The sequence below is a fragment of the Sphingosinicella sp. genome (assembly GCF_041916975.1).
Classification (GTDB): domain Bacteria; phylum Pseudomonadota; class Alphaproteobacteria; order Sphingomonadales; family Sphingomonadaceae; genus Sphingosinicella.
This window is the reverse complement of the sequence record NZ_JAYRYK010000001.1, coordinates 3,356,659-3,381,700: the sequence shown is the minus strand read 5'-3', so window position 1 is coordinate 3,381,700 and position 25,042 is coordinate 3,356,659. Positions and strand designations below refer to the sequence as shown.

Annotated in this window: 24 protein-coding genes; 18 read left to right on the top strand and 6 right to left on the bottom strand. The window is 63.9% G+C overall.

Annotation, left to right across the window (positions count from 1 at the left end; genetic code table 11):
• Positions 1 to 138 precede the first annotated feature (138 nt).
• A complete protein-coding gene (gene rlxS, locus ACE3TJ_RS15925; RefSeq protein ID WP_374597868.1) occupies positions 139 to 2,088 on the top strand; it encodes a relaxase/mobilization nuclease RlxS in 1,950 nt (649 codons plus the stop codon).
• 82 nt (positions 2,089 to 2,170) lie between these two features.
• On the opposite strand, the gene ACE3TJ_RS15920 is transcribed toward rlxS, so the two are convergent.
• A complete protein-coding gene (locus ACE3TJ_RS15920) occupies positions 2,171 to 3,418 on the bottom strand; it encodes a Fic family protein (RefSeq protein ID WP_374597866.1) in 1,248 nt (415 codons plus the stop codon).
• A 239-nt stretch (positions 3,419 to 3,657) separates the two neighbouring features.
• Between ACE3TJ_RS15920 and ACE3TJ_RS15915 the strand changes: the two genes are divergently transcribed.
• The 17 genes from ACE3TJ_RS15915 (at position 3,658) to ubiM (ending at position 20,626) form a co-directional block, all read left to right on the top strand.
• Positions 3,658 to 4,557 (top strand): hypothetical protein, encoded by a 900-nt coding sequence (locus tag ACE3TJ_RS15915; protein WP_374597864.1) that lies wholly within the window; start codon positions 3,658 to 3,660, stop codon positions 4,555 to 4,557.
• 138 nt (positions 4,558 to 4,695) lie between these two features.
• Complete coding sequence (gene traG, locus ACE3TJ_RS15910; protein WP_374597862.1) at positions 4,696 to 6,702, top strand: IncP-type conjugal transfer protein TraG; 2,007 nt, start codon at positions 4,696 to 4,698, stop codon at positions 6,700 to 6,702.
• Positions 6,699 to 7,097 (top strand): CopG family transcriptional regulator, encoded by a 399-nt coding sequence (locus ACE3TJ_RS15905; RefSeq protein ID WP_374597860.1) that lies wholly within the window; start codon positions 6,699 to 6,701, stop codon positions 7,095 to 7,097. The genes traG and ACE3TJ_RS15905 overlap by 4 nt, the downstream gene beginning before the upstream one ends.
• Positions 7,094 to 8,083, top strand: a complete 990-nt coding sequence (gene trbB, locus ACE3TJ_RS15900; protein WP_374597858.1) for a P-type conjugative transfer ATPase TrbB — start codon at positions 7,094 to 7,096, stop codon at positions 8,081 to 8,083. Before ACE3TJ_RS15905 ends, trbB begins: the two co-directional genes overlap by 4 nt.
• Positions 8,080 to 8,403: a TrbC/VirB2 family protein gene (locus ACE3TJ_RS15895; RefSeq protein WP_374597856.1), complete on the top strand. Its 324-nt coding sequence runs from the start codon at positions 8,080 to 8,082 to the stop codon at positions 8,401 to 8,403. Before trbB ends, ACE3TJ_RS15895 begins: the two co-directional genes overlap by 4 nt.
• Entirely contained in the window at positions 8,400 to 8,672 is a 273-nt protein-coding gene (locus ACE3TJ_RS15890) for a VirB3 family type IV secretion system protein (protein WP_374597854.1), read from the top strand. Before ACE3TJ_RS15895 ends, ACE3TJ_RS15890 begins: the two co-directional genes overlap by 4 nt.
• Positions 8,666 to 11,101, top strand: a complete 2,436-nt coding sequence (gene trbE / locus ACE3TJ_RS15885; RefSeq protein WP_374597852.1) for a conjugal transfer protein TrbE — start codon at positions 8,666 to 8,668, stop codon at positions 11,099 to 11,101. The genes ACE3TJ_RS15890 and trbE overlap by 7 nt, the downstream gene beginning before the upstream one ends.
• 3 nt (positions 11,102 to 11,104) lie before the next feature.
• Positions 11,105 to 11,845, top strand: a complete 741-nt coding sequence (gene trbJ, locus ACE3TJ_RS15880; RefSeq protein ID WP_374597850.1) for a P-type conjugative transfer protein TrbJ — start codon at positions 11,105 to 11,107, stop codon at positions 11,843 to 11,845.
• 134 nt (positions 11,846 to 11,979) lie between these two features.
• A complete protein-coding gene (gene trbL, locus ACE3TJ_RS15875; protein WP_374597847.1) occupies positions 11,980 to 13,275 on the top strand; it encodes a P-type conjugative transfer protein TrbL in 1,296 nt (431 codons plus the stop codon).
• Between the two features lie 19 nt (positions 13,276 to 13,294).
• Positions 13,295 to 14,059: a conjugal transfer protein TrbF gene (gene trbF, locus ACE3TJ_RS15870; protein WP_374597845.1), complete on the top strand. Its 765-nt coding sequence runs from the start codon at positions 13,295 to 13,297 to the stop codon at positions 14,057 to 14,059.
• On the top strand, positions 14,056 to 14,844 hold the full coding sequence (trbG, locus tag ACE3TJ_RS15865; RefSeq protein ID WP_374597843.1) for a P-type conjugative transfer protein TrbG: 789 nt from the start codon (positions 14,056 to 14,058) through the stop codon (positions 14,842 to 14,844). The genes trbF and trbG overlap by 4 nt, the downstream gene beginning before the upstream one ends.
• On the top strand, positions 14,841 to 15,935 hold the full coding sequence (locus ACE3TJ_RS15860) for a TrbI/VirB10 family protein (protein ID WP_374597841.1): 1,095 nt from the start codon (positions 14,841 to 14,843) through the stop codon (positions 15,933 to 15,935). Before trbG ends, ACE3TJ_RS15860 begins: the two co-directional genes overlap by 4 nt.
• Before the next feature lies 1 nt (position 15,936).
• On the top strand, positions 15,937 to 16,158 hold the full coding sequence (locus ACE3TJ_RS15855) for a DUF2274 domain-containing protein (protein ID WP_374597839.1): 222 nt from the start codon (positions 15,937 to 15,939) through the stop codon (positions 16,156 to 16,158).
• Complete coding sequence (locus ACE3TJ_RS15850; protein WP_374597837.1) at positions 16,155 to 16,376, top strand: helix-turn-helix transcriptional regulator; 222 nt, start codon at positions 16,155 to 16,157, stop codon at positions 16,374 to 16,376. Before ACE3TJ_RS15855 ends, ACE3TJ_RS15850 begins: the two co-directional genes overlap by 4 nt.
• Before the next feature lie 303 nt (positions 16,377 to 16,679).
• On the top strand, positions 16,680 to 18,701 hold the full coding sequence (locus ACE3TJ_RS15845; RefSeq protein ID WP_374597835.1) for a ribonucleoside triphosphate reductase: 2,022 nt from the start codon (positions 16,680 to 16,682) through the stop codon (positions 18,699 to 18,701).
• 1 nt (position 18,702) lies between these two features.
• On the top strand, positions 18,703 to 19,437 hold the full coding sequence (locus ACE3TJ_RS15840) for an anaerobic ribonucleoside-triphosphate reductase activating protein (protein WP_374597833.1): 735 nt from the start codon (positions 18,703 to 18,705) through the stop codon (positions 19,435 to 19,437).
• A gap of 31 nt (positions 19,438 to 19,468) precedes the next feature.
• On the top strand, positions 19,469 to 20,626 hold the full coding sequence (ubiM, locus tag ACE3TJ_RS15835; RefSeq protein ID WP_374597831.1) for a 5-demethoxyubiquinol-8 5-hydroxylase UbiM: 1,158 nt from the start codon (positions 19,469 to 19,471) through the stop codon (positions 20,624 to 20,626).
• Positions 20,627 to 20,682: 56 nt separating this feature from the next.
• Here ubiM and ACE3TJ_RS15830 read toward each other — a convergent pair whose 3' ends face one another.
• From ACE3TJ_RS15830 to narI, 5 genes are all read right to left on the bottom strand, one after another.
• A complete protein-coding gene (locus ACE3TJ_RS15830; protein WP_374597829.1) occupies positions 20,683 to 21,867 on the bottom strand; it encodes a molybdopterin molybdotransferase MoeA in 1,185 nt (394 codons plus the stop codon).
• A 26-nt stretch (positions 21,868 to 21,893) separates the two neighbouring features.
• On the bottom strand, positions 21,894 to 22,430 hold the full coding sequence (gene moaB / locus ACE3TJ_RS15825) for a molybdenum cofactor biosynthesis protein B (protein ID WP_374599431.1): 537 nt from the start codon (positions 22,428 to 22,430) through the stop codon (positions 21,894 to 21,896).
• A gap of 80 nt (positions 22,431 to 22,510) precedes the next feature.
• On the bottom strand, positions 22,511 to 23,539 hold the full coding sequence (moaA, locus tag ACE3TJ_RS15820) for a GTP 3',8-cyclase MoaA (protein WP_374597827.1): 1,029 nt from the start codon (positions 23,537 to 23,539) through the stop codon (positions 22,511 to 22,513).
• Positions 23,536 to 24,348 (bottom strand): peptidylprolyl isomerase, encoded by an 813-nt coding sequence (locus ACE3TJ_RS15815; protein ID WP_374597825.1) that lies wholly within the window; start codon positions 24,346 to 24,348, stop codon positions 23,536 to 23,538. Before ACE3TJ_RS15815 ends, moaA begins: the two co-directional genes overlap by 4 nt.
• Positions 24,341 to 25,042, bottom strand: a complete 702-nt coding sequence (gene narI, locus ACE3TJ_RS15810) for a respiratory nitrate reductase subunit gamma (RefSeq protein ID WP_374597823.1) — start codon at positions 25,040 to 25,042, stop codon at positions 24,341 to 24,343. The genes ACE3TJ_RS15815 and narI overlap by 8 nt, the downstream gene beginning before the upstream one ends.

Here is a 25,042-nt window from a genome sequence, read left to right as displayed (position 1 = left end):
GAAAGCAAGAGAAAGGGAGAATCTCGCAGGATCCTTCGGACCCGCGCCTGCACGTCGATTTCGCGCGAGACTGCGGTGCCGGGGCGCGAGCCGACCGTCTCCTGCAGCGTTTCGCTGGATCCTCAGTGGAACGCACCCATGACAGATGACCCTTTCGAACTGCGGCCGGGACGTATCGGCGATCGCGGCAGGCAACCCCGCACCTACACCCGCAAGGTCCTCGCCGCCGCGAAGCTGCACGGGATCAAGTCCGGCGCGCGCAACCCCCGCTTCAACGGCAGCCGCATCGGCCGCGGCGCCGGCATGGGCCGGCTGCTGGGTACACGCGCAGCCATGCGGCGCGTCATCGTCAAGACGCATCTCGTCCGGCTCGCACCCCGCACCCTTGCCGCAGCGCACGCACACCTTCGCTACATCCAGCGCGACGGCGTTACCCGTGAAGGTCTCTCCGGCACGCTCTATTCGGCGCGCGAGGGGATCGTCGACGGACGGGCGTTCGTCGAGCGCTGTTCGGGCGACCGCCACCAGTTCCGCATCATCGTCTCGCCCGAGGACGGCGACCTCATGCCAGATTTGAAACCCTTCGTCCGCCGCCTGATGACGCAGATCGAGACCGACCTCGGCACCCGGCTCGAGTGGGTCGCGATCGACCATTTCAACACCGGCCAGCCGCACACACATCTCCTGCTCCGCGGCGTCGACGACCAGGGCGACAACCTCGTCATCGCCAGGGAATATATATCGCACGGCTTCCGCGCCCGCGCCGCCGAACTGCTGACACTCGACCTCGGGCCACGCACCGCCATCGAGATCGAACAGCACTTGCGCCGCGATATCGGACAGGACCGGTTCACCGCGATCGACCGCGATCTCATCCGCCGCATGGACGAGGGCCACCGCCTTGTCGCAGCCGACCGTAATCCGTTCCGCCAGTCGCTGATCGCCGGGCGGTTGAAGCATCTCGCGAACCTCGGCCTAGCAACCGATCGCGGCGGCGGCGTCTGGCAGCTAAGCGATGCGCTTGAACCGACGCTGCGCCAGATGGGCGAACGCGGCGATATCATCCGCACGCTCCAGCGCGAGATGGCACACCGTCGGCTCGATGCACGCGAACCCGATCACGTCATCGCCGACCGCGTGCACGGCCCCTCGGTTCCGGTCGAGGGGCGACTGCTCGCACGTGGCCTCGCCGACGAGCTTCGTGACCGGCACTATCTGATCGTCGACGGCGTCGACGGCCGCCTCCATTATATCGAGATCGGCCGCGGTGCCGAAACCGAACCCCTACCCGAGGAGTCCATCGTCCGCGTCGCGCGGACCGTGCCGCAAGCAAGGCCCGCTGACCGGACGATCACGAACATCGCTGCCGCCAATCAGGGGCGATATTCCGAGCCGCTCCATATTCTCCACGATCCGTCCGCCGATCCTGCCTACATCACCGCTCACATCCGCCGCCTCGAAGCGCTGCGCCGTGCCGGCGTCGGCCCCGAACGTCATGCTGACGGCAGTTGGACGATCCCTGCAGATTTCGAAAAGCAAGCCATCGATCATGCCGCACGAACAGCGCGGGACAGGCCGGTCACGGTCGAAGTGCTCTCCAGCGTTCCGCTTGAACGATTGCCACAGGCCGAAGCGGCAACCTGGCTCGACCGTACACTTGCCGAAGGTATGCGCCCACCAATCCGTGACGCCGGGTTCGGGCATGAAGTATTGTCCGCCTTGCATGTGCGCGGCCAGTGGCTGATCGACCAGCAACTTGCCGACGCCGAAGGCGATCGTTTGCGCCTGCGCGCGCCTACACTGGCTCGCCTTCAGCGCCGCGAGCTCGCTCGCGCCGGCAGCGAACTCGCCGAGGCACTGGACAAGGGCTTCGTCGAGACACCCGTCGGCAAGGCCGTCGATGGCCGGCTGACGCGGCGGATCGATCTCATGAGCGGCCGCTTTGCGCTCATCGAGACCGAGCGCGAATTCTCGCTCGTTCCCTGGCGGCGATCGCTTGAGCGCCAGATCGGCAAGGAGATCGGCGGCATCGTCCGCGACGACGGGTTCAGCTGGCGGCGCGGACGGACACGAGGGCTGGAGCGGTAAGCTGTGCGCTGCGCGATGGGCGGCATGGCCCAGGGTCGACCGAAGTTCTCACTGGTTGGTAGCGTTCCTCATAAGCGGCGGCTCAGTCCTTGTCGGGGAAAAGGCCGGGCATCCAACGCGATGCGAGCGTGGCTGGAAAAGCAAGGCGCAGCGGCGCACGACTGCTTTCCGAAACCAGAACGCCGAGATCGAGCAGTGCCGCAGCGACCCGCCGCGCCTGCCGATCGCCCGTACCGACAACCGATTCCAGCTCCCCACGCGGAAGTTCGCCGCGATAGAGTATTGCGTCGATTATCGTACCGGCTTTCGCGGGCAGCTTTCCAAGTGCCGATTCTTCGTCGATCCACCGATGGATACGCGTTCTGAACCGCGTAGGCTCGACGAGGCTCGTCATGAAATCGACCTGGTCAATGCAAGTTTTCAGAAAATATGCGGTGAACGCGGCAAGTTCTTCCTCGCTGAGTGCTCCCCGGCCATCAAGATCGTTGCGCCGCGGCAGATCACAGGCCGCCAGATGGCGCTTGTAATCCTGCGCCGTGCGCCCCAGACCTCGCGCGACCGACCAGACACCCCCGGTATCGAGCGTCTCAAGCAGCATCGCGTGCGACATCAGCCGGGCTGTGCGGCCGTTTCCGTCGAGAAACGGATGGATCCAGACGAAACGATGATGAGCAGCGGCCACGGCGATGATCGCATCGCTGCGCCCAAGGTTTGCGTAGCAATGTTCAAAATGTTCAAGAAAGCGCGGGACGGCGCCTGGGCTAACGGCGACGAGACGTCCGACCTGAACGTCTCGCGTTCTTGGTAGCCCGGGCTCGACACGCACTCGCTCACGACTCTCCGGCATCTCGACCCAGAGGAGGCTTTCGGGGAGATTTTCGCAGAATCGCGCATGAATCTCGGATAATCCTGCAACGGTGTGCGCTCGGCCGCTCAGCCCCCCGGCATCGATCCATTCCTGGACGGCGATATGTGCACGTGCCTCGAGCTGAAGGTCGCGCTGTTCGGGATTGTCGCTGAAATCGTTGTTGAGGGCGCGTTCGATGTCGATCGGATGGGTATCATGCCCCTCGATGAGGTTGCTGTAGTAACAGTTCATAGCGCGCACGAGGTGCGCGAGTGCAACCTGTATCTCGGGGGGCAGGCTGGCGCGAAAGGAAGCCGCCTTTGCAGCGAGGTCGACCGACAGGTCGCGAAGCAGGCCGAGGCGGGGCGAACCTTCACCCACTCGCATCGGCTGCATTATATCAACTGGTTCACCGCGATCCTGCACGATCAATGTCCGCTTCCATGTCCGCTCATATCTAGAGAGAAAATAGCTTATTTTCAAGGAAATTTCATTAACACAAATACACTTAGGTCCGCATCAATGTCCGCTTCCATGTCCGGTTTCTAAATTTCAACCTTGACATCAGCCTGCACTTCCCTTGTGTCCTAAGGACACAAGGGAAGTGCAGGCTCTCTAGCGTTATCAAATAACCTTGACAGAACGGTGGCCTCGATCGATGTCCTAAGGACATCGATCGAGGCCACCGTCTTATCTATACCGCTGCCGATCTTCTCGTTCAAATGGCCCGCGACAGCGGTCAACCTGTCATCAGCGAATTCGGCCTTTACCTTTTCGCTCGCAAACTTTTCCGCGATCGAGCCTATGCAGGCCATCCTCTTCCGCCACGCAACAAAGCGCTTACGGAACGCCGAGCGCGCACGCTTCTATCGCAAGCGACCACAAGCGAAGACTCTTCGTTGCCTACCAATCGGCTGCCCCGAGACCCCGATTTTTCATCTGTCCTTTTTATGCTCGCTCCAGCAGAAACGATTGAAGTCATGATGACGGCTGACCCGTTCTGCTGCCTGTCCCACGCAAGCGCCCTTGCATTCCATCGGCTCGCCACCGAAGGGCGCGAGGTCCACCTCACTCTGCCAGACAGGAAAACATGGAAAATCCAAGCGAATGCCAAAATGGAAGCCGAGCTCAGTTCCCTTCATGATGAAGCCCGACCTTATCAGTTGCCGCTCCACCTGACCCGTCAGACACCGAAGCCACTCGTCCGTAAGCGCCGTGTGTTTCGTCATGAACTGCGCTTCCCATTCACGGTAGTCATTCGAAATGGAATTCGGGCAACACCGATAGGCGAAACTTTCCGCGACACGCTCGCAGCACCCAACTGGTGCGGAGGGATCAGGGCCGTGATCGACATATGGCGTGAACACGCCACAAGGCATGTCGATGAAATCATCACTTCGGTAAACACCAGCGCGGAGAAAATTTTGCGCGTCCGGGCCGGTTATCTTCTGGAGGAGGTTCTCGGCATCAACGACCATCGAATCTCCGCATGGGCCGCAGACGCACAGCGCGGAAGTTCGCGCAAACTCGATTCAGCAACGGCCTATGAAAACCGCTTCTCGGAAAAGTGGATGCTATCAATCAACGTTCCCGACACGACGCTCCCCGCGACCACCGCCTAGCCAAGTATCGGCCAATATCCGAAATGCACCGGAAAGGTAGTCGGCTGCACCGGACAGGCTCTGCGCGAGAACGCTGAAATCCGCGAATGATAGTCCCTGACGCAGCGGAACGGCTCCGCTGCCCGAACGAGGGAATCCATGTCTCCGTCGCGGCTCCTTGTCGGACAGATCAGTCTTGTCCTCGCTATCGTGGTCATCGGCCTGTGGTGCGCCACGCAGTGGACCGCCGCGGCGCTCGGCCACCAGTCCGCGCTCGGCGCACCTTTCACGACCGTGTCCGGCATTCCCCTCTACGCGCCGTGGTCACTCTTCCTCTGGTGGTACCGCTACGAGGCCTATGCCCCGGCAGTATTCGATACCGCAGGATTGATTGCCGCAAGCGGAAGCCTCGCCGGATTTTTTGCAGCCATCATCGGCTCGCTCCGGCGCGCACGGTATAAGCGCGATGTCACGACCTATGGCTCGGCGCGTTGGGCATCTCGCCTTCAGATCGCCGCATGCGGCCTGCACGAAGGTCGCGGCGTTTTCCTCGGCCGGCTTGGCCGCCGCCACCTTCGGCATGACGGGCCCGAACATGTGCTCGCCTTCGCACCAACACGTTCCGGCAAGGGCGTCGGCCTCGTCATCCCAACCCTGCTCTCGTGGACCGGATCGACAATCGTTCACGACATCAAGGGTGAGAACTGGCTTCTGACCGCAAGCTGGCGGTCCCGCTTCTCGCACAGCATCCTCTTCAACCCCACCGACCTTCGCTCGGCGCGCTACAATCCACTCCTCGAAATCCGCCGCGGCCAGAACGAGGTTCGCGACACCCAGAACATCGCGGACATTCTCGTCGATCCCGAAGGCACGTCCGAACGGCGCAATCACTGGGAAAACACGGCATATGCGCTGCTCGTCGGCGCGATCCTCCACGTCCTCTACGCGGAAGAGGAAAAGACGCTGTCGCGCGTCGTCACCATCCTCTCCGATCCCGCGCGGACGTTCGCTGAAACGCTCGCTGTCATGATGACCGCCAATCATCTTGGCACGCCCGACAATCCCAAGGTGCATCCCGTTGTCGCCTCGGCGGCGCGTGAGCTCCTCAACAAATCCGAGAACGAACGCTCCGGCGTTCTCTCGACTGCAATCAGTCTGCTCAGCCTCTATCGCGACCCGACCGTCGCTGCCGTGACATCCGCCTGCGACTGGCGCATCGCCGATCTTACAGAGGGCCGTCACCCTGTCTCGCTCTACCTCGTCGTGCCGCCCTCCGACATCAGCCGCACCCGTCCGCTCATCCGCCTTGTCCTCAACCAGATTGCGCGGCGCCTCACCGAAAAGCTCCCCGGCGAAGAGACCGGCGCACGCCACCCCCTGCTCTTGATGCTCGATGAGTTCCCGGCGCTTGGGCGGCTCGACTTCTTCGAAACTAGCCTCGCCTTTCTCGCGGGCTACGGCGTGCGTGCGTACCTCATCGCGCAGAGCCTCAACCAGATCGAGAAGGCCTACGGCGAGCACAATTCCATTCTCGACAATTGCCACGTCCGCATCGCCTTCGCAGCGAACGACGAACGTACGGCGCGGCGGATCTCGGACGCGCTCGGGACCGCAACCGAACAGCGCGCGATGCGCAACTACGCCGGCCACCGGCTCGCGCCCTGGCTCGCCCACGTCATGGTCAGCCGGCAGGAGACCGCGCGGGCCCTGATGACCCCGGGCGAGGTCATGCAGATGCCTGCAGAGGACGCGCTGATCCTCGTCGCCGGCGCGCCGCCGATCCGTGCGCAGAAACTGCGATACTACGAGGATCCCGCGCTCAAGACCCGCCTGCTCCCGCCCCCGGAGCTCGACGAAACACGCTTTCAGGACCTTCCGCCGGCGCGCAACAATGTCTGGGCGAACGCGGCCTGCAGCCCCGTCGAGGTCACGGCCCGTGCGCCCTCACCGCAAGCATCCTCCGGCGACCGCGATCTCGACCGGACGCCGGGAGACGAGGCACCGCGGCGCTCACCCGCGCAGGACCGCACGGACACGCTCAACCTCGGACCGGATGACGACGATCTCGCACAGGACCCCAGGGCGCTGACCCAGACAGGACCGGCACGGATAACGTTCGCCGCATCCCGCCGTCCGGCGCAGCTGCAGCTGGAGCTCCCCCGATGAGCAAGGTCCGCTACCAGCTGTTCCTCGACGCAGCGCTCAGCACCCGCTTCGAGCAACTCGCAGGCCAGCCCGGCGCCACCAAATCGGGAATCCTCGCCGCCGCGCTCGGCGACTGGCTGGACCGCCGGAGCCGTCTCGCCTTCGAGGACCGCTACGGTCCCCGGCTCGACAGGATGAGCCTCGCCTTGGGGCGCATCGAACGCGATCTCCAGATTCTCATGGAAACCCTCGCGCTTCTCGTCCGCTACGAACTCGCCGTCCATCTACCGCTCTCGGCCGACGACGATGCGGGCCGTGCGGACGCCCGCGCCCGCTTCGAAAGCTTCGTCGTTCGCGTCGCAAGGGCCGTCGCAAGCGGTCAGCGCACCTTCAGCAGCGGAGACACCGCCCGATGATCGACGATCGCATCGCTGCGCGGCGCCGCGCCATGTTCGCGGCCGCCTTCGGTCCGGAGATCGAGGCGGCTCTGGCCGATCCCGCGGTCACCGACATCCTCCTCAATCCCGACGGCGTGCTGCGCATCGAACGCTCCGGCGAACCGCTTCGCGAGACAAGCCACCGCATCGATGCGGTCCAGGCCGAACGCATCATCCGGCTCGTCGCGGCACACCTCGACGTTGAAGCATCGCCGCACCATCCTATCCTCTCCGCCGATCTGCCGGTCCATGCGGACGGGCGCGCGGGCGAACGCTTCGAAGCTGTGCTTCCCCCTGTCGCAACCGCTCCCTGCTTCGCGATCCGGGTTCCCGCCGTGCGGGACCTGAAGCTCACAGACTACGCCGAGGCCGGCATCATGACGCCGGACGCCGCGCGCCTCCTCAGCCTCGCCGTCGTCGAACGCCGCAACATCCTGATCGCCGGCGGCACCGGGTCGGGCAAGACCACGCTCGCGAACGCATTGCTCGCCGAGATGACGGCGAGCCACGAACGTGTCATTCTCATCGAAGACACGCGCGAGCTCCAGTCGCCCGTGCGCGATACCGTGGCGCTCCGCACCCGGACCGGTGCCGTCAGCATGGCCGATCTCGTGCGCTCGGCATTACGGCTTCGTCCCGACCGGATCATCGTCGGCGAAGTCCGCGGGGGCGAAGCGCTCGATCTCCTCAAGGCGTGGAACACCGGCCACCCGGGCGGGCTTGCCACCGTCCACGCGAACGGCAGCCGCGCCGCGCTCTACCGGCTCGAGCAGCTCGTCCAGGAATGCATCGCCGCGGTGCCCCGCAGGCTGATCGCGGATGCCGTCGACATCATCGCATTTGTCAGCGGCCGCGGCCCTGCGCGCCGCCTCACCTCGCTCGCGCGCGTCCAGGGCCTCACGGCAAGCGGCGACTATGCACTCGAAGAACTGCTCTCACCCCCTTGCAACGGAGACCTCAAATGAAGCCGACCCTGATACCCATCCTGCGCGGCGCGGCCGCGAGCCTCGGCGCCATGCTCGTTTCTACCGCCGCGCATGCCGCAGGCTCGGGCATGCCTTGGGAGGAACCTCTCGAGCAGGTGCTCGAATCGATCCAGGGGCCCGTCGCCAAGATCGTCGCGGTGATCATCATCATCGCCACTGGCCTCACGCTCGCGTTCGGCGATACCGGCGGCGGCTTCCGGCGCCTCATCCAGATCGTCTTCGGCCTGTCGATCGCATTCGCGGCCTCGTCGTTCTTCCTCTCCTTCTTCAGCTTCGGCGGCGGAGCGCTCATCCCGTGATCGCGGCCGGCCGACATATCGAGGGGTTCGAGGTGCCGCTCCACGACGCGCTTTCCCAGCCCCTGCTCCTCGCCGGCGCGCCGCGCGGTCTCGCCATCGTCAGCGGCACGCTTGCCGCCGCCGTCGGGCTCGGCCTCCAGCAATGGATCGCGGGCCTGGGTCTCTGGGCGACCGCTCACAGCCTGCTCTGCATCGCCGCGCGTCGCGATCCCGATTTCGCGCCGATCCTGCTCCGCCACCTCCGTCAGAAGGCATGGCTTTCATGCTGAACCTCCGCGAATACCGCCGCACTGCCGACCGACTTGCCGACCACCTCCCCTGGGCAGCCCTCGTCGGCGACGGCGCGGTGCTGAACAAGGACGGCAGCTTCCAGCGCACGATCGCGTTTCGCGGACCGGACCTCGAGTCCTCGACCGAAGCCGAACTCGTCAGCGCCTGCGCGCGCGTCAACAATGTCCTCCGGCGGTTCGGGAGCGGCTGGGCCCTGTTCATCGAAGCGCAGCGCCGGACCGTGCAAACCTATCCCGAGAGCCGCTTTCCGGACGCGGCCTCGTGGCTCGTCGACGCGGAGCGGCGCGCAAGTTTCCTCGCCGAAGATGCCCAGTTCGAAAGCCGATATTTTCTGACATTCTGCTGGATGCCCCCCGCGGACGCTGCCGACGGCGCAGGACGCCGGCTCCTCAGCCGGCCTGACCCGCAGTCCGCGCGCGACTGGCGCACGGCGCTCGCATCCTTCGTCACTGCAACCGATCGCGCGTCCGATCTCCTCGCCGCGTTCATGCCGATGGCAAGGCCGCTCGGCGCGGCCGAAACGCTGACCTATCTTCACGGTACGGTCTCGGAGCGTCACCACGGCGTCGCCGTCCCCGACACGCCGATGTACCTCGATGCGCTGCTCTGTGACACGCCGCTCCTTGGCGGCCTTGAGCCAAGGCTCGGCAGCAGCGCTCTCCGCCTGCTCACCGTGACCGGCTTTCCCAACGTGAGCCACCCCGCGATTCTCGACGCGCTGAACACGCTCGACTTTCCCTACCGGTGGTCGACGCGGTTCATTCCGCTGGACACGGCCGACGCCGTGAAGGCGCTGACGCGCCTCCGCCGGCAATGGTTCAACAAGCGCAAGTCGCTCACGGCGCTGCTTCGCGAGGTGCTCTACAGCACGCCCGCGCAGCTCCTCGACAGCGATGCCGGCAACAAGGCGGACGAGGTCGATGCCGCCCTGCAGGTCGCGGGCGGCAACCACGCAGGCTTCGGCTATCTCACCACGACGTTCGCGATTCTCGCGCCCGATGCCGCGATCGCAGCCGAGCGGCTCCGCCGCGCCGAACGCACCTTTCACGATCTCGGCTTCACGGTCGTCCGCGAGACGGTCAATGCCGTCGAGGCGTGGCTCGGAACCCTGCCCGGCCATGTCTACGCGAACGTCCGCCAGCCGCTCGTCCACACGCTCAACCTTGCGCACCTGATGCCGCTGTCCACCGCATGGGCGGGTCCGGAACGCAACGCGCATCTCGGCGGCCCGGTGCTCCTCATCGCGCGGACGGAAGGCACGACCCCCTTCCGGCTTTCGAACCATGTCGGCGACGTCGGCCACATGATCGTCGTGGGCCCGACCGGCGCCGGAAAATCCGTGTTGCTCGCCCTCATGGCGCTGCAGTTCCGCCGCTATCCGGGTGCCCAGGTGTTCATGTTCGACAAGGGCCTGTCCGCGCGCGCCGCCGTTCTGGCGTGCGGCGGCAGACATCATGCCCTCGGTCTCGCAAGCGACGGCACCGACCCGCCGTCACTTCAGCCGCTTCGGCATGTCGACAGGCCCGACGAACGAAGCTGGGCCGCCGACTGGATTCACGCCCTGCTTCTCCAGGAGAACCTCGCGCTGACCCCCGAGGTCAAGGATGCCGTATGGTCGGCGCTCGGCAGCCTGGCCTCGGCGCCCGTGCAGCAACGCACCCTGTCAGGGCTTGCCCTGCTGCTTGCCGTTCCAGCGCTCCGCACGGCGCTGACCCCGTACACGCTCGCCGGCGCGTGGGGCAGCCTGCTCGATGCCGACACCGACACGTTCGAGATCGCCGACGTACACGGCTTCGAGACCGAAGCCCTGATGCGCGAGCCGGGCGCCGCCGGCGCCGTTCTCACCTATCTCTTCCACCGTCTCGAAAGCCGCTTCGACGGCAGGCCCACCCTCCTCGTCCTCGATGAGGCCTGGCTCTTCCTCGACCATCCGCTGTTCAGCCAGCGCATCCGCGAATGGCTGAAGGTGCTGCGCAAGCGTAATGTCGCGGTCGTCTTCGCAACGCAAAGCCTCGCCGACATCATCGCAAGCCCGGTCGCCCCCGCCGTGCTCGAAAGCTGCCCGCAGCGCATCTTTCTGCCGAACGATCGCGCCGCCGAACCGCAATCCCGCGAGGCCTATGCCCGGCTCGGGCTCAATGCACGCCAGATCGACCTCATCGCGCAGGCCGTGCCCAAGCGGCACTATTACCTCCAGTCCGCGCGCGGCAACCGCCTGTTCGAGTTGGGCCTCGGGCCTATCGCCATCGTGCTCTGCGGCGCTTCAGGCGCGAGAACGCAGGCGAAGATCGATGCGCTGCTCGCGGAGGGCGGAACCGCGGATTTTGCAGCCCGCTTCCTCGCGTCTTGCGGCCTCGCCTGGGCCGCCGAACTTGCCGCCGATTTTCCGAAACCCACGAAGGAGTAAGCCATGTCCGTCCTCAAAACCCGGCATCATCTGCTCGCATTCGCGATCGGAATGAGCGCCGTCACGCTTCCACCCGCACTCATGCTATTTTCAAAACCGGCGATGGCCATTCCCGTGTTCGACGCCACCAACTACGCGCAGAATCTGCTCATCGCGGCGCGCACGCTGCAGCAGGTGAACAATCAGATCCAGTCGCTGCAGAACGAGGCGAAGATGCTCGTCGGCCTTGCGCGCAATCTTTCGTCCTTCGACTTTCCCGAACTCGCTGCACTCAAATCGCGCCTCGACGCGATCGACAGCCTGATGTCCGAGGCCCGCGCGATCAGCTACCGCATCGAAGAGGCCGAGGCCGCCATGCGCACCCTTTTCCCCGATGATCTGCCCGATAGCGGGATCGGCGATCGGCTACGCCGCGCCGAAGCCCGCATGGCGGCAAGCCGCGCGGCCTTCCGCGACACGGTCCGGCTTCAGTCCGAGATCGTCGCATCGGTCCGCGAGGATGCCCGCACGCTCAGCGAGATCGCCGCGCGCAGCGACGCGGCCGAAGGCAGCCTTCAGGCCGCACAGGCCACAAACCAGCTGCTGATCCTCGCCGCAAAGCAGGCACTGCAGATGCAGCAGATGACGGCCGCGCAATATCGCAGCGATTCGCTCGAGCGCGCGCGCGAAGACCAGGCCGCGGCGGAAGCCCGCGCCGCGACGCAGCGCTTCCTCGGCGACGGCAAGGCCTACACGCCGCGCTGAATATTTTTCGCTTGGGCAGGCAGCAGGGTCCCACCCGAAACGGCCCGACGTCTGCCCCGCTGCGGCGCTTCCCGTTTTTCCAGCATCGCGCGGGAAGCGCCGCGGCAAATTGCAGGGCCCTGCCAGAGGCTATGATGGACGATCTCAATGTCATCGACCGGTTCCTGGAAACCTTCATCCTCTACATCGATAGCGGATTCGGGCTTCTTGGCGGTGACGTCGCGTTCCTGACGCGCGTCCTCATCGGCATCGACATCACGCTCGCCGGACTGTTCTGGGCACTCGGCGGCGAGAACGATGTGATCGCCAAGCTTCTGCGCAAGATCCTTTACGTCGGCGCTTTCGCCTTCATCCTCGGCAATTTCGATACACTCGCCGGCATCATCTTTGAATCCTTCGCCGGGCTCGGCCTCACCGCGGGCGGCGGATCGATCAGCGCGGCGGACCTGCTCCGCCCCGGCCGCCTCGCCGGCACCGGCTTCGAGGCCGCAGCGCCGCTCCTCGAGCAGGTCAGCGACCTCCTCGGCTTTGCGAGCTTCTTCGACAACTTCCTGCAGATCGCCGTGCTCATGCTGGCCTGGGCGATCGTGCTCGCGGCCTTCTTCATCCTCGCCGTCCAGATGTTCGTCACCATCCTCGAATTCAAGCTGACCGCGCTCGCCGGATTCGTGCTCGTCCCCTTCGCGCTCTGGAACCGCACGGCGTTCCTTGCCGAGCGCGTTCTCGGAAACGTCGTCGCGTCCGGAATCAAGGTCATGGTCCTCGGCACGATCGTCGGCATCGGCACGGGCATCTTCGCTGAGTTTACCTCGGCATTCGCCGGACGCGAACCGACGATCGAGGATGCCATGAGTCTCGTGCTTGCAAGCCTCGCACTCTTCGGGCTCGGCATCTTCGGACCCGGCATCGCAGCCGGTCTCGTGTCGGGCGGTCCACAGCTGGGCGCCGGCGCCGCGATCGGCACGGTCGCAGGCGCTGCAGGCGGCACCGTCGTTGCCGGCGGCGCGCTCGCCGGCACGGCGCATGCGGCCGCAGCCGGAACGCTCGGTGCCGTCCGCGCGGGAACGTCGATCGGTGCGGCCGCCCATACCGCCTATGCGCTCGGCCGCGAAACCGCGGAAAAACCAACGATCGGCGCCGGCCTCAAGACCATGGCCGGCGCTGCCGCAAATGCGCTCGGGCACCGCGCGGCGAACGCCGCCGGACTCGGCACCGCCGTCTCCGAAGGCCGCCTCGCCGCCTGGCACGCACTCACCGGCGGCGGAAAAACGGCCGGAAGTGCGAGTGCCGAGCCCGCACCGCGCTGGGCGCAGGCACTCCGCGCCGAGCAGACACGGCGCCACCGGCGACACATTGCCGTCCAGGCACTTCACGACGGCGACCGCGCCGGCGGCAGTCTTACACCCGACATCAGGGAAAGGGACGATTGAATGACCGTCTTCAGACATCATGATCTTTAGGCGCGCCCAGCAGCGCTACGGACGCACACCCGAACCGGAAACCCCGTTCCAGCGGGCGGGGCAAGTCTGGGACGACCGTATCGGCTCAGCCCGCGCGCAGGCGGCGAACTGGCGCCTTATGGCGTTCGCCAGCCTTGGCCTCGCCGCCGCACTCGGCGGCGGGCTCCTCTGGCAGTCGGCACAGAGCCGCGTCGTGCCCTACATCGTCGAGGTCGACAGGCACGGTATGCCGCAGGCCGTAGGGCCGGCGGAAACGGCCCGGCCGACCGACCCCCAGATCGGATGGGCGCTCGCGCTGTTCATCACCAACGTCCGCGCGAAATCGCTCGACCCGGTGCTCATGCGCAGGTCGTGGATGGAGGCCTACGGGTTTGCGACCGGTCAGGCGACGACGTTCCTCCACGCGCATGCCCGATCGACAAATCCATTCGCCGATCTCGGCGTGCGGACCATCGCCGTCGATGTGTCGAGCGTGGTCCGCGCGTCCGACCGCGCATTCCAGATCAAGTGGCGCGAACGCACGTACACGAACGGCATCGAAGACGGCTCCGAGCGATGGACCGCGATCCTGTCGATCACCGAACGCCCCCCGCCCGACATCGAGACGCTGCGGCGCAATCCGTTCGGCATCTACGTCGAGGGCATCGACTGGAGCCGCGAATACGACGCGAGCGAGACCCCCCGGACGCGGCCGACGCCGACTGCTGTTCTCGATCCCGACCCAGAACCTCCTGCCGAAAGCGATCGCCCATGAACCACTTCCTGCCCGCCGCCCTTCTCGTTGGCGCCACCTTCCCCGCCGTGGCCGGCCCCTCCGCGAACACCGAGACGCCCGTGTTCGTGAACGCCATTGAGGTGCATCCCTGGGCCGAGGGGCGCGTCTACAGGGTCCGGACGAGCCCCGGGGCGATCACCGACATCGCCCTTGAGCCCGGCGAAACCCTCATCGCCGTTGCGAGCGGCGACACGGCCCGATGGATCATCGGCGACACCGAAAGCGGCTCGGAAGGCATGCGGCGAACGCATATTCTTGTGAAGCCCGTATCAATGGGCCTCGCCACCAATCTCGTCGTCACGACCGACCGCCGGACTTATCATCTCCAGCTGACGAGCGGCGCGGCCGCCGCAGTCGCGCTGTCATGGACCTATCCTTCGGGCGCCCTCATTTCGGTGAAGGGGAAACCCGGGACAGAGCGGCCGCAAGCCGCCGAGACGGTGCGTCCGGCGTTCGACGTCGGGACCTTGTGCTTCGGCTACACGATTTCCGGAGACGCCCCGCCATGGCGCCCGGTGCGGGCATTCGATGACGGCCAGCGCACCTATGTGGAATTCCCTGACACGATCGCGACGCGTGAAGCGCCGCCGTTCTTCATCACCGGACCGGACCAGGCACCCGCACTCGTCAACTACCGGATGCGCGGCCGCTTCTACATCATCGACAGGCTGTTCGATCAGGCCGAGCTGCGGCTCGGCCAGAAGAAGCAGATGATCGTCCGCATCACCTGGACGCGCGGTGACCGCGCGCAGGTCTGCAAATGACGGCGCCGATACAGCCCTCCGTCCCCGGCAAGCAGGATCCGGAAACATTCGTTCTCCGTGCAAAGCCGGAGCCGGTCGTCCGCTTCCGCAAGCGCCTCATCGTCGGGCTCACCGGCATGGTTCTCGCGCTTCTCGCCGGTGTCAGCTGGTTCGCGCTGTCTCCGGGCGAGCGCGGCCTGCCGGCTGACGAAACAGCAAAACCGGCACCCCGCCTCCCGGGATTGCCCGACGCCGTATCCGGTCTGCCCGAGCGATACGACGAGATCCCGAAACTCGGCCCAGCGCTGCCCGGCGATCTCGGACGTCCGATCCTCAAACGTCAGCGCGAGATCGCGGAAGAAGACGCCTCCGCAGCGGCAGGGATCATCAAACCGGACGCGGCAGGCGATGCGCGAACGCGGGCGGCAAACGCGCCCATCCTGGTTCGCCTGTCGGGAACGCGATCCCAAACCGATGGGGATGACGTCGCACCGTCAAGACCACGGCCTCCAACAGACACCGGTGGTACGCGTCAAGCGCCCTCCCCCTATCTCCTGTCAGCTGGCAGCGTCATCGCCGCGAGCCTCATCACCGGCCTCAACTCAGACCTTCCCGGGCTTGTCACCGCGCAGGTCACCGAGAATGTCTTCGACAGTCCGACAGGACGCATTCTTCTCGTTCCGCAGGGCGCACGGCTGCTCGGACGCTACGAAAGCAATATCGCGTTTGGTCAGGCACGCGCACTCGTGGTCTGGCAGCGGCTCATCTTTCCCGATGGTCGCGCATTGGCGCTTCCAGAATCCCCCGCGACCGACGCCGGCGGCTATGCTGGCATCAGTGACCGTGTCGATCGACACAGTGGCGAAGTTCTGAAAGCCGTAGCCATGTCCACACTTCTCGGCATCGGATCGGAGCTCACCATTTCAGGGAACAACGAGGTCGCCGATGCCCTGCGCTCCGCGGTCCAGTCGAGCAGCAATCGAGCCGGTGATCAGATCGTCTCACGCGGTCTTGGGATACGTCCGACCATCATCGTCAGGCCGGGTACGCCTATCAGACTGCTCGTTCATCAGGATCTCGTCATCGAACCTTCGCCTGCAAGGAGCCGTTAGGATGAGTGCGCTGCGTCTACCCCGCCTGCCGGATCGCAGTCCGGTCAAGATCACCATCACGCTGGCACCCGATCTCCATAGGCATCTCTCCACCTACGCCGACCTCTACCGCGAGCATTACGGAGACACCGAATCCATCACCGAGCTGATCCCGTTCATGCTTCGGCTGTTCCTCGAAACCGACAAGGCCTTCGTGCGCACACGAACGAGGACACCATCATGAGCGGTGCCCCGCGCGCAGATCGATTTCTGCGGCTTCCCGAAGTCCTCAGACGAAGCGGGCTTACGCGATCAACGCTTTACCGCAAGATCGATGAGGGAACATTTCCGCGACAGGTTACGCTTGGCCTGCGCTGCATCGGATGGCGCGAATCCGACCTCAACCAATGGGCCGAATGCCCGTCCTCATACCGCTACCAGGAGATGTCTGATCCGGGTTAGTGCCGGCGAAGATCGCCACGTATCGAGATGGTCAGGCCAGTGCGGCACCATACACACGCGTTCTTACAGTGGCCTGAACTCTGATTTTGCACGTGGATATACGGCCACGGCAGCGCCATCGGAGCTGATCACAGGTTATGAAAGCACTATCGATGCTCGGGCAGCATCGCTGCCGCCACTCCGAAGCTATCGATAGGGCGAGGCCAAGAGGCCTTTAAAGGCAATATTGATGTAAATCAAATCACAAATCCATATCTGGTACACTAGATTAAATGGAACACCAAATATTGTATAGGGATGACAATGCAGGTGGCGGACGTAGTGGATCAGATGTCAGGATTGATCGCGGCTTCCGAGGCATTGCCACCGAATTTTACTCCGGCTGTGCCGCTGGCAGGCCGGCGAAACATCGATTGTTCGGATGCCGTCGGCGAATACATCTCCGGCGCCGACTGGCGGATCAAGGCGAATGCCAATGTAGGCTATTCCCACGCCGGTCTGATCAGCAACGTTGCAGGTAAGGTAATCGCCAACTTTTGGCTCGATACGATCTACGCGCCGGAGGAGGGTTTGGCCCATCGGCAGGGAGATCTACATATCCACGATCTCGACTGCCTGACCGGCTATTGCGCGGGCTGGTCACTGCGCGGGCTGCTCAATGACGGTTTCAACGGCGTGGCCGGCCGGGTGTCCTCTCGCCCCCCGCGTCATTTCCGTGAAGCGCTGGGTCAGATGAGCAACTTTCTTGGCATCCTCCAATCCGAGTGGGCAGGAGCACAGGCCTTTTCCAGTTTTGACACCTACCTTGCGCCCTATGTGTTTCTCGACTCTCTCGGTTTTCCGGAGATCAAGAAGGCCATTCGCCAGTTTGTCTACAATCTCAATGTGCCCGCGCGCTGGGGGCAATCCCCCTTCACCAATATCACGCTCGACATCACCGTACCCGAGGACCTGCGCATTCTTTACCCGACTTATCGCGACCGGCACCTGTTCGCAGGACTGAACGATGAGGCTCTGCTTGCGCGCGCACGGGCACGCGACATGGGCATTCGCTGCCTCGAAGACATGAGATTTTCGCATTTCGCACCGGAAATGGAACAGATCAACATCGCTTATTATGAGGTGATGACCGAAGGGGATTCCACCGGTCAGCCCTTCACCTTCCCCATTCCTACAGTCAACATCACAGAGGATTTCAACTGGGAGAGCGGGGTAGCCACGGTCATTTTTGACAATGCGGCCAAGGTCGGTTCCTCCTATTTCCAGAATTTCATCGGTAGCCAGTATGTGCGGGATCCCGAGACTGGCGAACGCCGCCCCAATCCGGAAGCCTATACCCCCGGCGCGGTGCGCTCGATGTGTTGTCGCCTGCAACTCGATCTGCGTGAATTGCTTAAGCGCGGGAACGGCCTGTTCGGCTCGGCGGAGATGACCGGCTCGCTCGGCGTTGTCACCATCAACATGGCAGCTTTGGGCTATCGCTTCAAAGGTGATCTGACAGGTTTGATGACCGAGCTCAACCGGCTGATGGATATCGCCAGTTCGACGCTCGAAAAGAAGCGCGCATTCGTACAGAAAATGTACGATCGTGGCCTCTATCCCTATACGGCGCGCTACCTGCCGTTCCTGCGCAACCATTTCTCCACCATCGGGGTCAATGGCATGAACGAGATGGTGCGCAATTTTACGGGCGACGATCATGACCTGACCGAACGGCAGGGCATCGAACTGGCGCTCGGCATCCTGGATCATATGCGTGCCCGGCTGATCAGCTATCAGGAGCGCACCGGTAATCTCTATAATCTCGAGGCAACGCCGGCCGAAGGAACCACCTATCGTTTCGCCAAGGAGGACAGGAAGCGCTTTCCCGATATCCTGCAAGCGGGCAGCGGCGAGAATATTTACTACACGAACAGCTCGCAGATCCCAGTCGATCACACCGAAGATCCGTTCGAAGCGCTGGACCTGCAGAATGATCTGCAATGCAAATATACCGGCGGCACGGTGCTGCATCTCTACATGAGCGAGAAGTTGTCGAGCGCTGCTGCAGCGCGCAGCTTTCTGAAGACAGTGCTGACCAACTATCGCTTGCCCTATGTCACGCTGACGCCGGTGTTCTCGGTCTGTAATACGCATGGCTATCTGGCAGGCGAGCAGCCGGAATGCCCACAATGCGGCACGCAGACCAAGGTGTGGACGCGAGTGATGGGCTATTTCCGCCCCGTCGACAGTTTTAATAAAGGCAAGGTTGGCGAACATCGCCAACGCCGCCATTTTACCGAAGATGCGGCGATGGTAGCCAACCTGTTCGCTCCCACGCGCTGAAATGTCGGGGCGCGAGCCAAAAAGGGACAGCGCTGTCAGGCGAGCGGGGCGCCCCCGCCCGTTCCACGCCATCACCCCTTTCACCATGCAGGATTTTCCGAACGGCACCGCCTGCATCCTGTGGGTGGCGGGATGCAACATGCGCTGCGGTTATTGTCACAATCCGCAGATCGTGCTGGGTAAAGGAGTTTTGTCGGAAGCGGATGTTATGAATTTTCTGTACCGTCGCATAGGGCTTCTGGACGGGGTCGTGCTTTCGGGTGGGGAGGCGACAGCGTGGCCCGGTCTCATCGCCTTCGCGGCGCGGGTGAAAGCAATGGGTTTTGCCGTGAAGCTCGACACCAATGGGTTGCGGCCCGATGTGGTCGCCCGGCTGCTCGCTGCCCGTCTCGTCGATCGCATCGCGCTCGATTACAAGGCGCCACCGGAAAAGTTTCGGGCGGTGACCAGCACCTGCGCCTATCGAAAATTTTCCGCAACACTCGACCTGCTGTGCACGCAACAGGCCGTGCCGTTCGAAGTGCGCACCACGGTGCATCACGCGCTTCTCGAAGAGCAAGATGTGCTCGACATAGCGGGTGATCTGGCCGCCCGCGGTTACCGTGGCAATTACACCGTGCAGCGGGCGATTGCAGGCCCCGATCGGCCTACGCTCGGTAACCTGGCGCACGCCGCGCGGCCATTCGATATGGTGCGTCTTGCCGCATCAAGTCCGATGGCGATGTCGTTTCGCTGATCCCTGGTATGAAGTAGAAGGAAGCAGTTCGATGCTGAATTCCGTTCTGATCTGTGGGGCCGGTCCCGCCGGGCTGGCACTGGCGAACGATCTTGCGCTGGCAGGCATCGATGTTGTCCTGATCGAGAAAAGCGAGGAAAGATCGCTTGCCGAGCCCGTTTTCGACGGCCGCGAGATCGCCCTGACACACAAATCGACGGCAATCTTGCGCCGTCTCGGTGCATGGGAGAGATTGGCCGCCGATGCCGTGCATCCGCTGACCCGAGCCAAGGTCTACAACGGGCATTCACCGCTCGCGCTGGCGTTCACGCCGGATGCGAACAAAGGTGGCCAACTTGGTTCGATGGTATCGAACTGCGACATCCGCAGGGCGCTTTTCGACTGCGCCGCCGCGCGTTCGAACATAAAATTGATGGCGGGCGTCAGCGTTGATCATGTGATCACGACGCCAACGGAAGGCCGGATCACGCTTGGCAACGGGCAGACCCTGTCGGGCCCGTTGGTGGTCGCCGCAGACTCGCGCTTTTCCACGCTCCGCAGCCAGCTGGGAATTGCGGCGCGGATGCATCGTTTGAGAAAATCGATGCTGGTCGGACGCGTTAGATTGGACAAAGATCACTGCGGGATTGCCACCGAATGGTTCGACCATGGGCAGACGTTGGCATTATTACCGCTTGCTCCCGGCGTTGCTTCCGCGGTCGTTACATTGCCCGATGGGCAGGCGGCAGCATTGGCCGACATGGATCGACGCGCGCTCGGCACGGAGCTTACGCGGCGCTTTCATCGGCGTTTTGGGGCCATGGAAATGCTGACGCCGCTGCACCGCTATCCACTGACAACCAGCTATGCCGGGCGGTTCGCTGTCGCGCGTGCGGCGCTGGTTGGCGATGCGGCAGTGGGGATGCATCCGGTTACGGCGCATGGATTCAATCTTGGGCTATCGGGCACCGCACGCCTGGCGGGACTCCTCCGTCGGGCGGGCGATCTGGGTGAGGCGTCTCTCCTAAAGCGCTATGAAATCGGACATCGTGTCGCGACCTGGCCGCTCTATGCTGCAACCAATGCCATTGTCGGGCTTTACACCGATGAGCGAATGACGGGCCGCATCGCGCGGCACATGGGCATCAGAGCGGCACACGTTACTCCGGCACGGCGCATGATCTCCCGGCTGCTGATGCAAGCGGCTTGAATGAGAGTGCACGGTCGTGATTGGCCTGCCGTATCCTGAGCTGAGGCCCGTATATCCTAAAATGACAGGGCGCTGACCAGAGCACCGCAGCCAAGCGCCGGTTGGCCCGCCGGACAGCGGATCAACCAGTCGGCGACAGCAAGCGCGCCTTGCGCTCCGCTGTCCTGGTTGCCGAGCGCAGTGAGCCCTGCGTCATCCCAATGCGCTCGGACAAAGGATTCGCGAGAGCCCGCCGCGCCGAGTGCAGTAGCAAGCGGCAGGGTGCGCCAGCGCAGCTCATCGTCGACTCTCCGACCTTGTAATCGGGCCAGTAACGGCAACAGAAACAGCCGCGCGGTGACCATGGCCGAGGTGGGATTGCCCGGCAAGCCGAGCACCCATTTTCCTCGTGCACGGCCCAGCCATACGGGTTTTCCGGGCTTGATCGCGACTTTGGCAAACAGCAGCTCCAGCCCGTGCGCAGCGAACATCGGCTTCGCAAAATCGCGCTCTCCCACTGAAGCGCCGCCGGTAACGATCACAAGGTCCGCCATATCGAGCGCTGCCGCCGCCAATGCCTCCAGGGCCGGGAGCTGGTCTATGCCGGTTGCGCGGTAGACCAAGGCTGCACCAGCCTGTTGTACCATGGCGGCAGCGCCGAAGGTTACGCTTTCCGGAATGGCGTCCTCGCGTTGATAGGCTTCACCCGGCGCGGCGAGTTCATCCCCCGTACCGATGATCGCGACGCGCGGACGCGCAGCAACGAGAATGTCCGCCACGTCCGCTGCGGCTGCCACGACCATTGCGCGCGGAGTCAGCCTCGTCCCGGCATCGAGCAGCAAGGCGCCGGCAGAAAAATCGCTGCCCGAGGCCCGCACATGCCAGGCAGGGCCATATCCGCGGTTGAAGCACACCACATCGGCTTCGCGCGTCGCATACTCCTGCATGATGCAGCGGTCAGACCCTTCCGGCATCGGAGCGCCAGTGAAGATGCGCACTGCTTCGCCGGGTGCGACCGGTCCGGCAAAGCCTGCCCCGGCACAGCTTTCCCCGACCACCCGCAGCGCTTCTCCAGCCTGCGTCCCTGCATCGACCACTGCATAGCCATCCATCGCGGCGACCGCCCGGCGCGGAACATCGCTGCGGGCGTGTAGCGGTTCGGCAAGGACGCGCCCCGCAGCCTCAGCCAGCGGCACCGTTTCGGTTTCCAGCGGACCGGCTGCGCTCGCGATAAGCGCGATTGCCGCTTCGAATCCGATCATGTCGTCGCCATCATGGGGTGGCCCGCTCATGCGCATAGACCCCGCAGACGCGGCACTTGCCCGGCAATCGAGCAGGGGCGATAGCGGCTGTCGAATTCAAAGCCCAGCACCAGATCCCACGCATCGCGGCAGGCGCCGGTCGACCCCGGCAGGCAGAAGACAAACGTCTCTTCCGCCTGCCCCGCAAAGGCGCGCGATTGCAGGGTCGAGATGCCGATTGTACCTATGCTTGCCTGGTGGAACACCACGCTGAACCCGTCCATTGTTCGCCGCAGCAGCGGCATCACGGCTTCCGGCGTCACGTCGCGCGGTGTAAATCCGGTGCCGCCCGTGCTGACGATGATGTCCACACCGGGGTCGGCAATCCACGCACGCATCTGTGCACGGATCGGTTCGACATCGTCTGTAACAATTGCTCGTGCAGCGAGCATATGCCCCGCTCCGGTCAACCGCCCAGCCAACAGCGCACCAGACGTATCGGTATCCAGATTGCGCGTATCAGACACGGTCAGCACTGCGATGTTTAGGGGGTGGAAGGTCAACCTCTCGTCAATTCCCGACATGAGCCAGTCCTGTTTGCTCACCCGATCGGCAATATCTCCCGGTCCGCTGTGATGTGTTCGATCTGATGATCGCTGTCACGCTAACCTCCGATAGAAGCGAGATGTGGGGTCGCGCCGCTGTCGCCCCTACTCAGACGGTGTGCGGGTGCCTTGGTAGCGGTGAGCGTCACGATCTGCGCGACCAGCGCATTCTCGTCATCCCCCTGCAGCAGCGGACGCAGGTCGATGCCGCCGTCGCCGAACAGGCAGAGATGCAACTTGCCTTCGGAGGATAGTCGCAGCCGATTGCAGCTCGCGCAGAAATCCCGCGAATACGGCGCAATGATGCCGATGCGCCCCTTGGCCGCCGGGTGCGCATATTCGACCGCCGGCCCGGCGCCGGGGAGGCGCGGCAGCCGCTGCCAGCCCGCCGCCTTGAGCTGATCGGCCACGGCCGCCCCAGCAAGATGGTGCTTCCCGAAAAAGGCGACATTGTCGTTGGTCCTCATCACCTCGATGAAACGGAGCGACAGATCGTGCGCGGCCACGAAATCAATCATGGCTGCCAGTTCATCGTCATTGACACCGCGCATTAGCACGGCGTTGAGTTTGACGTTGTCGAACCCGGCCGCCCGCGCCGCCGATACTCCGCGCAAGACCTCTGCCAGCCGATCGTGCCCGGTGATCGCCGCGAAACGCGCCGGGTCGAGCGAGTCGACGCTGATATTGATCGTGCTGATCCCGGCGTCCCGCCACGCACGTGCGCGCTCCGCAAGGTGATAGCCGTTGGTCGTCATCGCCAAGTGGCGAATTCCCGGCACCGCTGCGATGGCGCGCGCGACCTGTGTGAAATCGCTGCGTAGCGTCGGCTCACCCCCGGTCAACCGCACTTTCCACAAACCAAGCCGCGCAAAGGCCCGCACCGCGCGGATCATTTCAGCGATCGACAGTGGGTGTGGCCTTCCGTGCACCTTGCGGTAGCCTTCTGGCAGGCAATAGGTGCAGCGGAAATTGCACACATCGGTCAGCGACAGGCGCAGATATTCGAAGCGGCGTCCGATGGCATCGGTCAGGCCCCGGTTCTCGTCCATTCCCACGAAGATCTGATCCGGAGTGCGCGCGATGGTCACTGGACCAGGGGTCCTTCGGCGATGGGCAGAGTCACACCTTCGACAGGCATTTCACTCGCCAGGATGGCGAGATATTGCGCCGTCGCGCGGCGCGCACTCGCTTCTTCCAGATAGTCGCGGATGGTGGGTTCCACGACCTCGAACGGCAGAGGTTGCCCATCGATCCGGCGACCCGTACGCACGACATGGACACCATAGGGAGAGCGTACAGGCTCAACGCAGAGCTCGCCCTCGCCAAGCGCAAACAACGCAGCCTCAAACGCTGCAACGGTCTGGCCGCGCCCGATCTGTCCGAGGTTGCCGCCCTGCGCTTTTGAAGGACAGGCTGAATGTTCGCGTGCCAAATCCGCAAACCGCGATGGATCGGCTTGGATCTTGCGGATCAGCATCCGCACGTCGCCGACCGCAAGACTGTAGGCGAGCCGGTCTGACGGGTCCGCCGTGATCAGGATGTGCTCTGCCTCGATCAGCGTTTCGCTAGCAAAGCGGGTACGGTGCCGTTCGTAAAAGCGTCGTGCCTCTTCGGTCGTGGCGCTGGGCACTTTGACTGCCGAAGTCAGCAGGGCGTCGATGCGGGCATCTTCCTCGATCAGCAACCGTCCTTCGGCATCGCGACTTTCCTGCGCGACGATGCCTTGCCGATCCGCCTCGGTCAGCAGCAGCTGACGAATCACCAAGGCTTCGGCAGCGGCCTGCCAGGCGGCATCAGCGTCGGGGGCGGGATGATTCTGTACTTCGGCGGCAATCGCTCCGGCCGGAATCTCTACACCGCCGACCCTTACGGCCGCGCGCTCGGCGAGTTCAACCATGGCTGAGATTCCGCCGCGAACGGACGATCTGGTAACCACCCCGCCATAGGTAACGCACTGGTGCCGATAGCATGTGGACCAGACGCGTGAACGGGAAGATCAGTAAAATGGTGAGGCCGAGGAACAGGTGTAGTTTGAAGATGATGTGGACGTCCGCGATAGAGCTGGCGGCGTCGCTGCGGAAGGTGAAGATACCTTGGGCCCAGCTCATGAACTTGACCATTTCATGCCCATCGAGATGCCCGGCCGATAGCGGAATGGTTGCGAGCCCCAGCGCCAGCTGCACCCACAGGATCAGGATAATCATATTGTCGCTGACATTGGACGCCGCACGTACACGGGGATCGAAGAAACGGCGATGGATGAGCAGGGTGGCGCCGATGATTGCCATCACACCTGCAATACCACCTGCGATGATGGCCAGAAGCTGTTTTGCACCATGACTGATACCCAGTGCATCGAACAGCGCAATCGGGGTCAACAAGCCGACAAGATGACCGAAAAAGACGAACAGAACCCCGATGTGAAAGAGTACTGATCCCCAGATCAACTGCTTGCGCCGCAACAGCTGGCTGGAGCCGGAGCGCCAGCTGTAAGGCTCGCGGTCGAAGCGGATGATCGACCCAATGGCGAGCACCCCAAGCGCGATGTAGGGATAGATGCCGAACAGCAGATGATGGACGAAAGCTTCCAT

Excerpts from the sequence above, each read along its gene's own strand:
- rlxS (WP_374597868.1), top strand. The coding sequence starts at position 139 with ATGACAGATGACCCTTTCGAACTGCGGCCGGGACGTATCGGCGATCGC.
- ACE3TJ_RS15915 (WP_374597864.1), top strand. The coding sequence starts at position 3,658 with ATGGCCCGCGACAGCGGTCAACCTGTCATCAGCGAATTCGGCCTTTAC.
- traG (WP_374597862.1), top strand. The coding sequence starts at position 4,696 with ATGTCTCCGTCGCGGCTCCTTGTCGGACAGATCAGTCTTGTCCTCGCT.
- ACE3TJ_RS15905 (WP_374597860.1), top strand. The coding sequence starts at position 6,699 with ATGAGCAAGGTCCGCTACCAGCTGTTCCTCGACGCAGCGCTCAGCACC.
- trbB (WP_374597858.1), top strand. The coding sequence starts at position 7,094 with ATGATCGACGATCGCATCGCTGCGCGGCGCCGCGCCATGTTCGCGGCC.
- ACE3TJ_RS15895 (WP_374597856.1), top strand. The coding sequence starts at position 8,080 with ATGAAGCCGACCCTGATACCCATCCTGCGCGGCGCGGCCGCGAGCCTC.
- trbE (WP_374597852.1), top strand. The coding sequence starts at position 8,666 with ATGCTGAACCTCCGCGAATACCGCCGCACTGCCGACCGACTTGCCGAC.
- trbJ (WP_374597850.1), top strand. The coding sequence starts at position 11,105 with ATGTCCGTCCTCAAAACCCGGCATCATCTGCTCGCATTCGCGATCGGA.
- trbL (WP_374597847.1), top strand. The coding sequence starts at position 11,980 with ATGGACGATCTCAATGTCATCGACCGGTTCCTGGAAACCTTCATCCTC.
- trbF (WP_374597845.1), top strand. The coding sequence starts at position 13,295 with ATGATCTTTAGGCGCGCCCAGCAGCGCTACGGACGCACACCCGAACCG.
- trbG (WP_374597843.1), top strand. The coding sequence starts at position 14,056 with ATGAACCACTTCCTGCCCGCCGCCCTTCTCGTTGGCGCCACCTTCCCC.
- ACE3TJ_RS15860 (WP_374597841.1), top strand. The coding sequence starts at position 14,841 with ATGACGGCGCCGATACAGCCCTCCGTCCCCGGCAAGCAGGATCCGGAA.
- ACE3TJ_RS15855 (WP_374597839.1), top strand. The coding sequence starts at position 15,937 with ATGAGTGCGCTGCGTCTACCCCGCCTGCCGGATCGCAGTCCGGTCAAG.
- ACE3TJ_RS15850 (WP_374597837.1), top strand. The coding sequence starts at position 16,155 with ATGAGCGGTGCCCCGCGCGCAGATCGATTTCTGCGGCTTCCCGAAGTC.
- ACE3TJ_RS15845 (WP_374597835.1), top strand. The coding sequence starts at position 16,680 with ATGCAGGTGGCGGACGTAGTGGATCAGATGTCAGGATTGATCGCGGCT.
- ACE3TJ_RS15840 (WP_374597833.1), top strand. The coding sequence starts at position 18,703 with ATGTCGGGGCGCGAGCCAAAAAGGGACAGCGCTGTCAGGCGAGCGGGG.
- ubiM (WP_374597831.1), top strand. The coding sequence starts at position 19,469 with ATGCTGAATTCCGTTCTGATCTGTGGGGCCGGTCCCGCCGGGCTGGCA.
- ACE3TJ_RS15830 (WP_374597829.1), bottom strand. The coding sequence starts at position 21,867 with ATGATCGGATTCGAAGCGGCAATCGCGCTTATCGCGAGCGCAGCCGGT.
- moaB (WP_374599431.1), bottom strand. The coding sequence starts at position 22,430 with ATGTCGGGAATTGACGAGAGGTTGACCTTCCACCCCCTAAACATCGCA.
- ACE3TJ_RS15815 (WP_374597825.1), bottom strand. The coding sequence starts at position 24,348 with ATGGTTGAACTCGCCGAGCGCGCGGCCGTAAGGGTCGGCGGTGTAGAG.
- narI (WP_374597823.1), bottom strand. The coding sequence starts at position 25,042 with ATGGAAGCTTTCGTCCATCATCTGCTGTTCGGCATCTATCCCTACATC.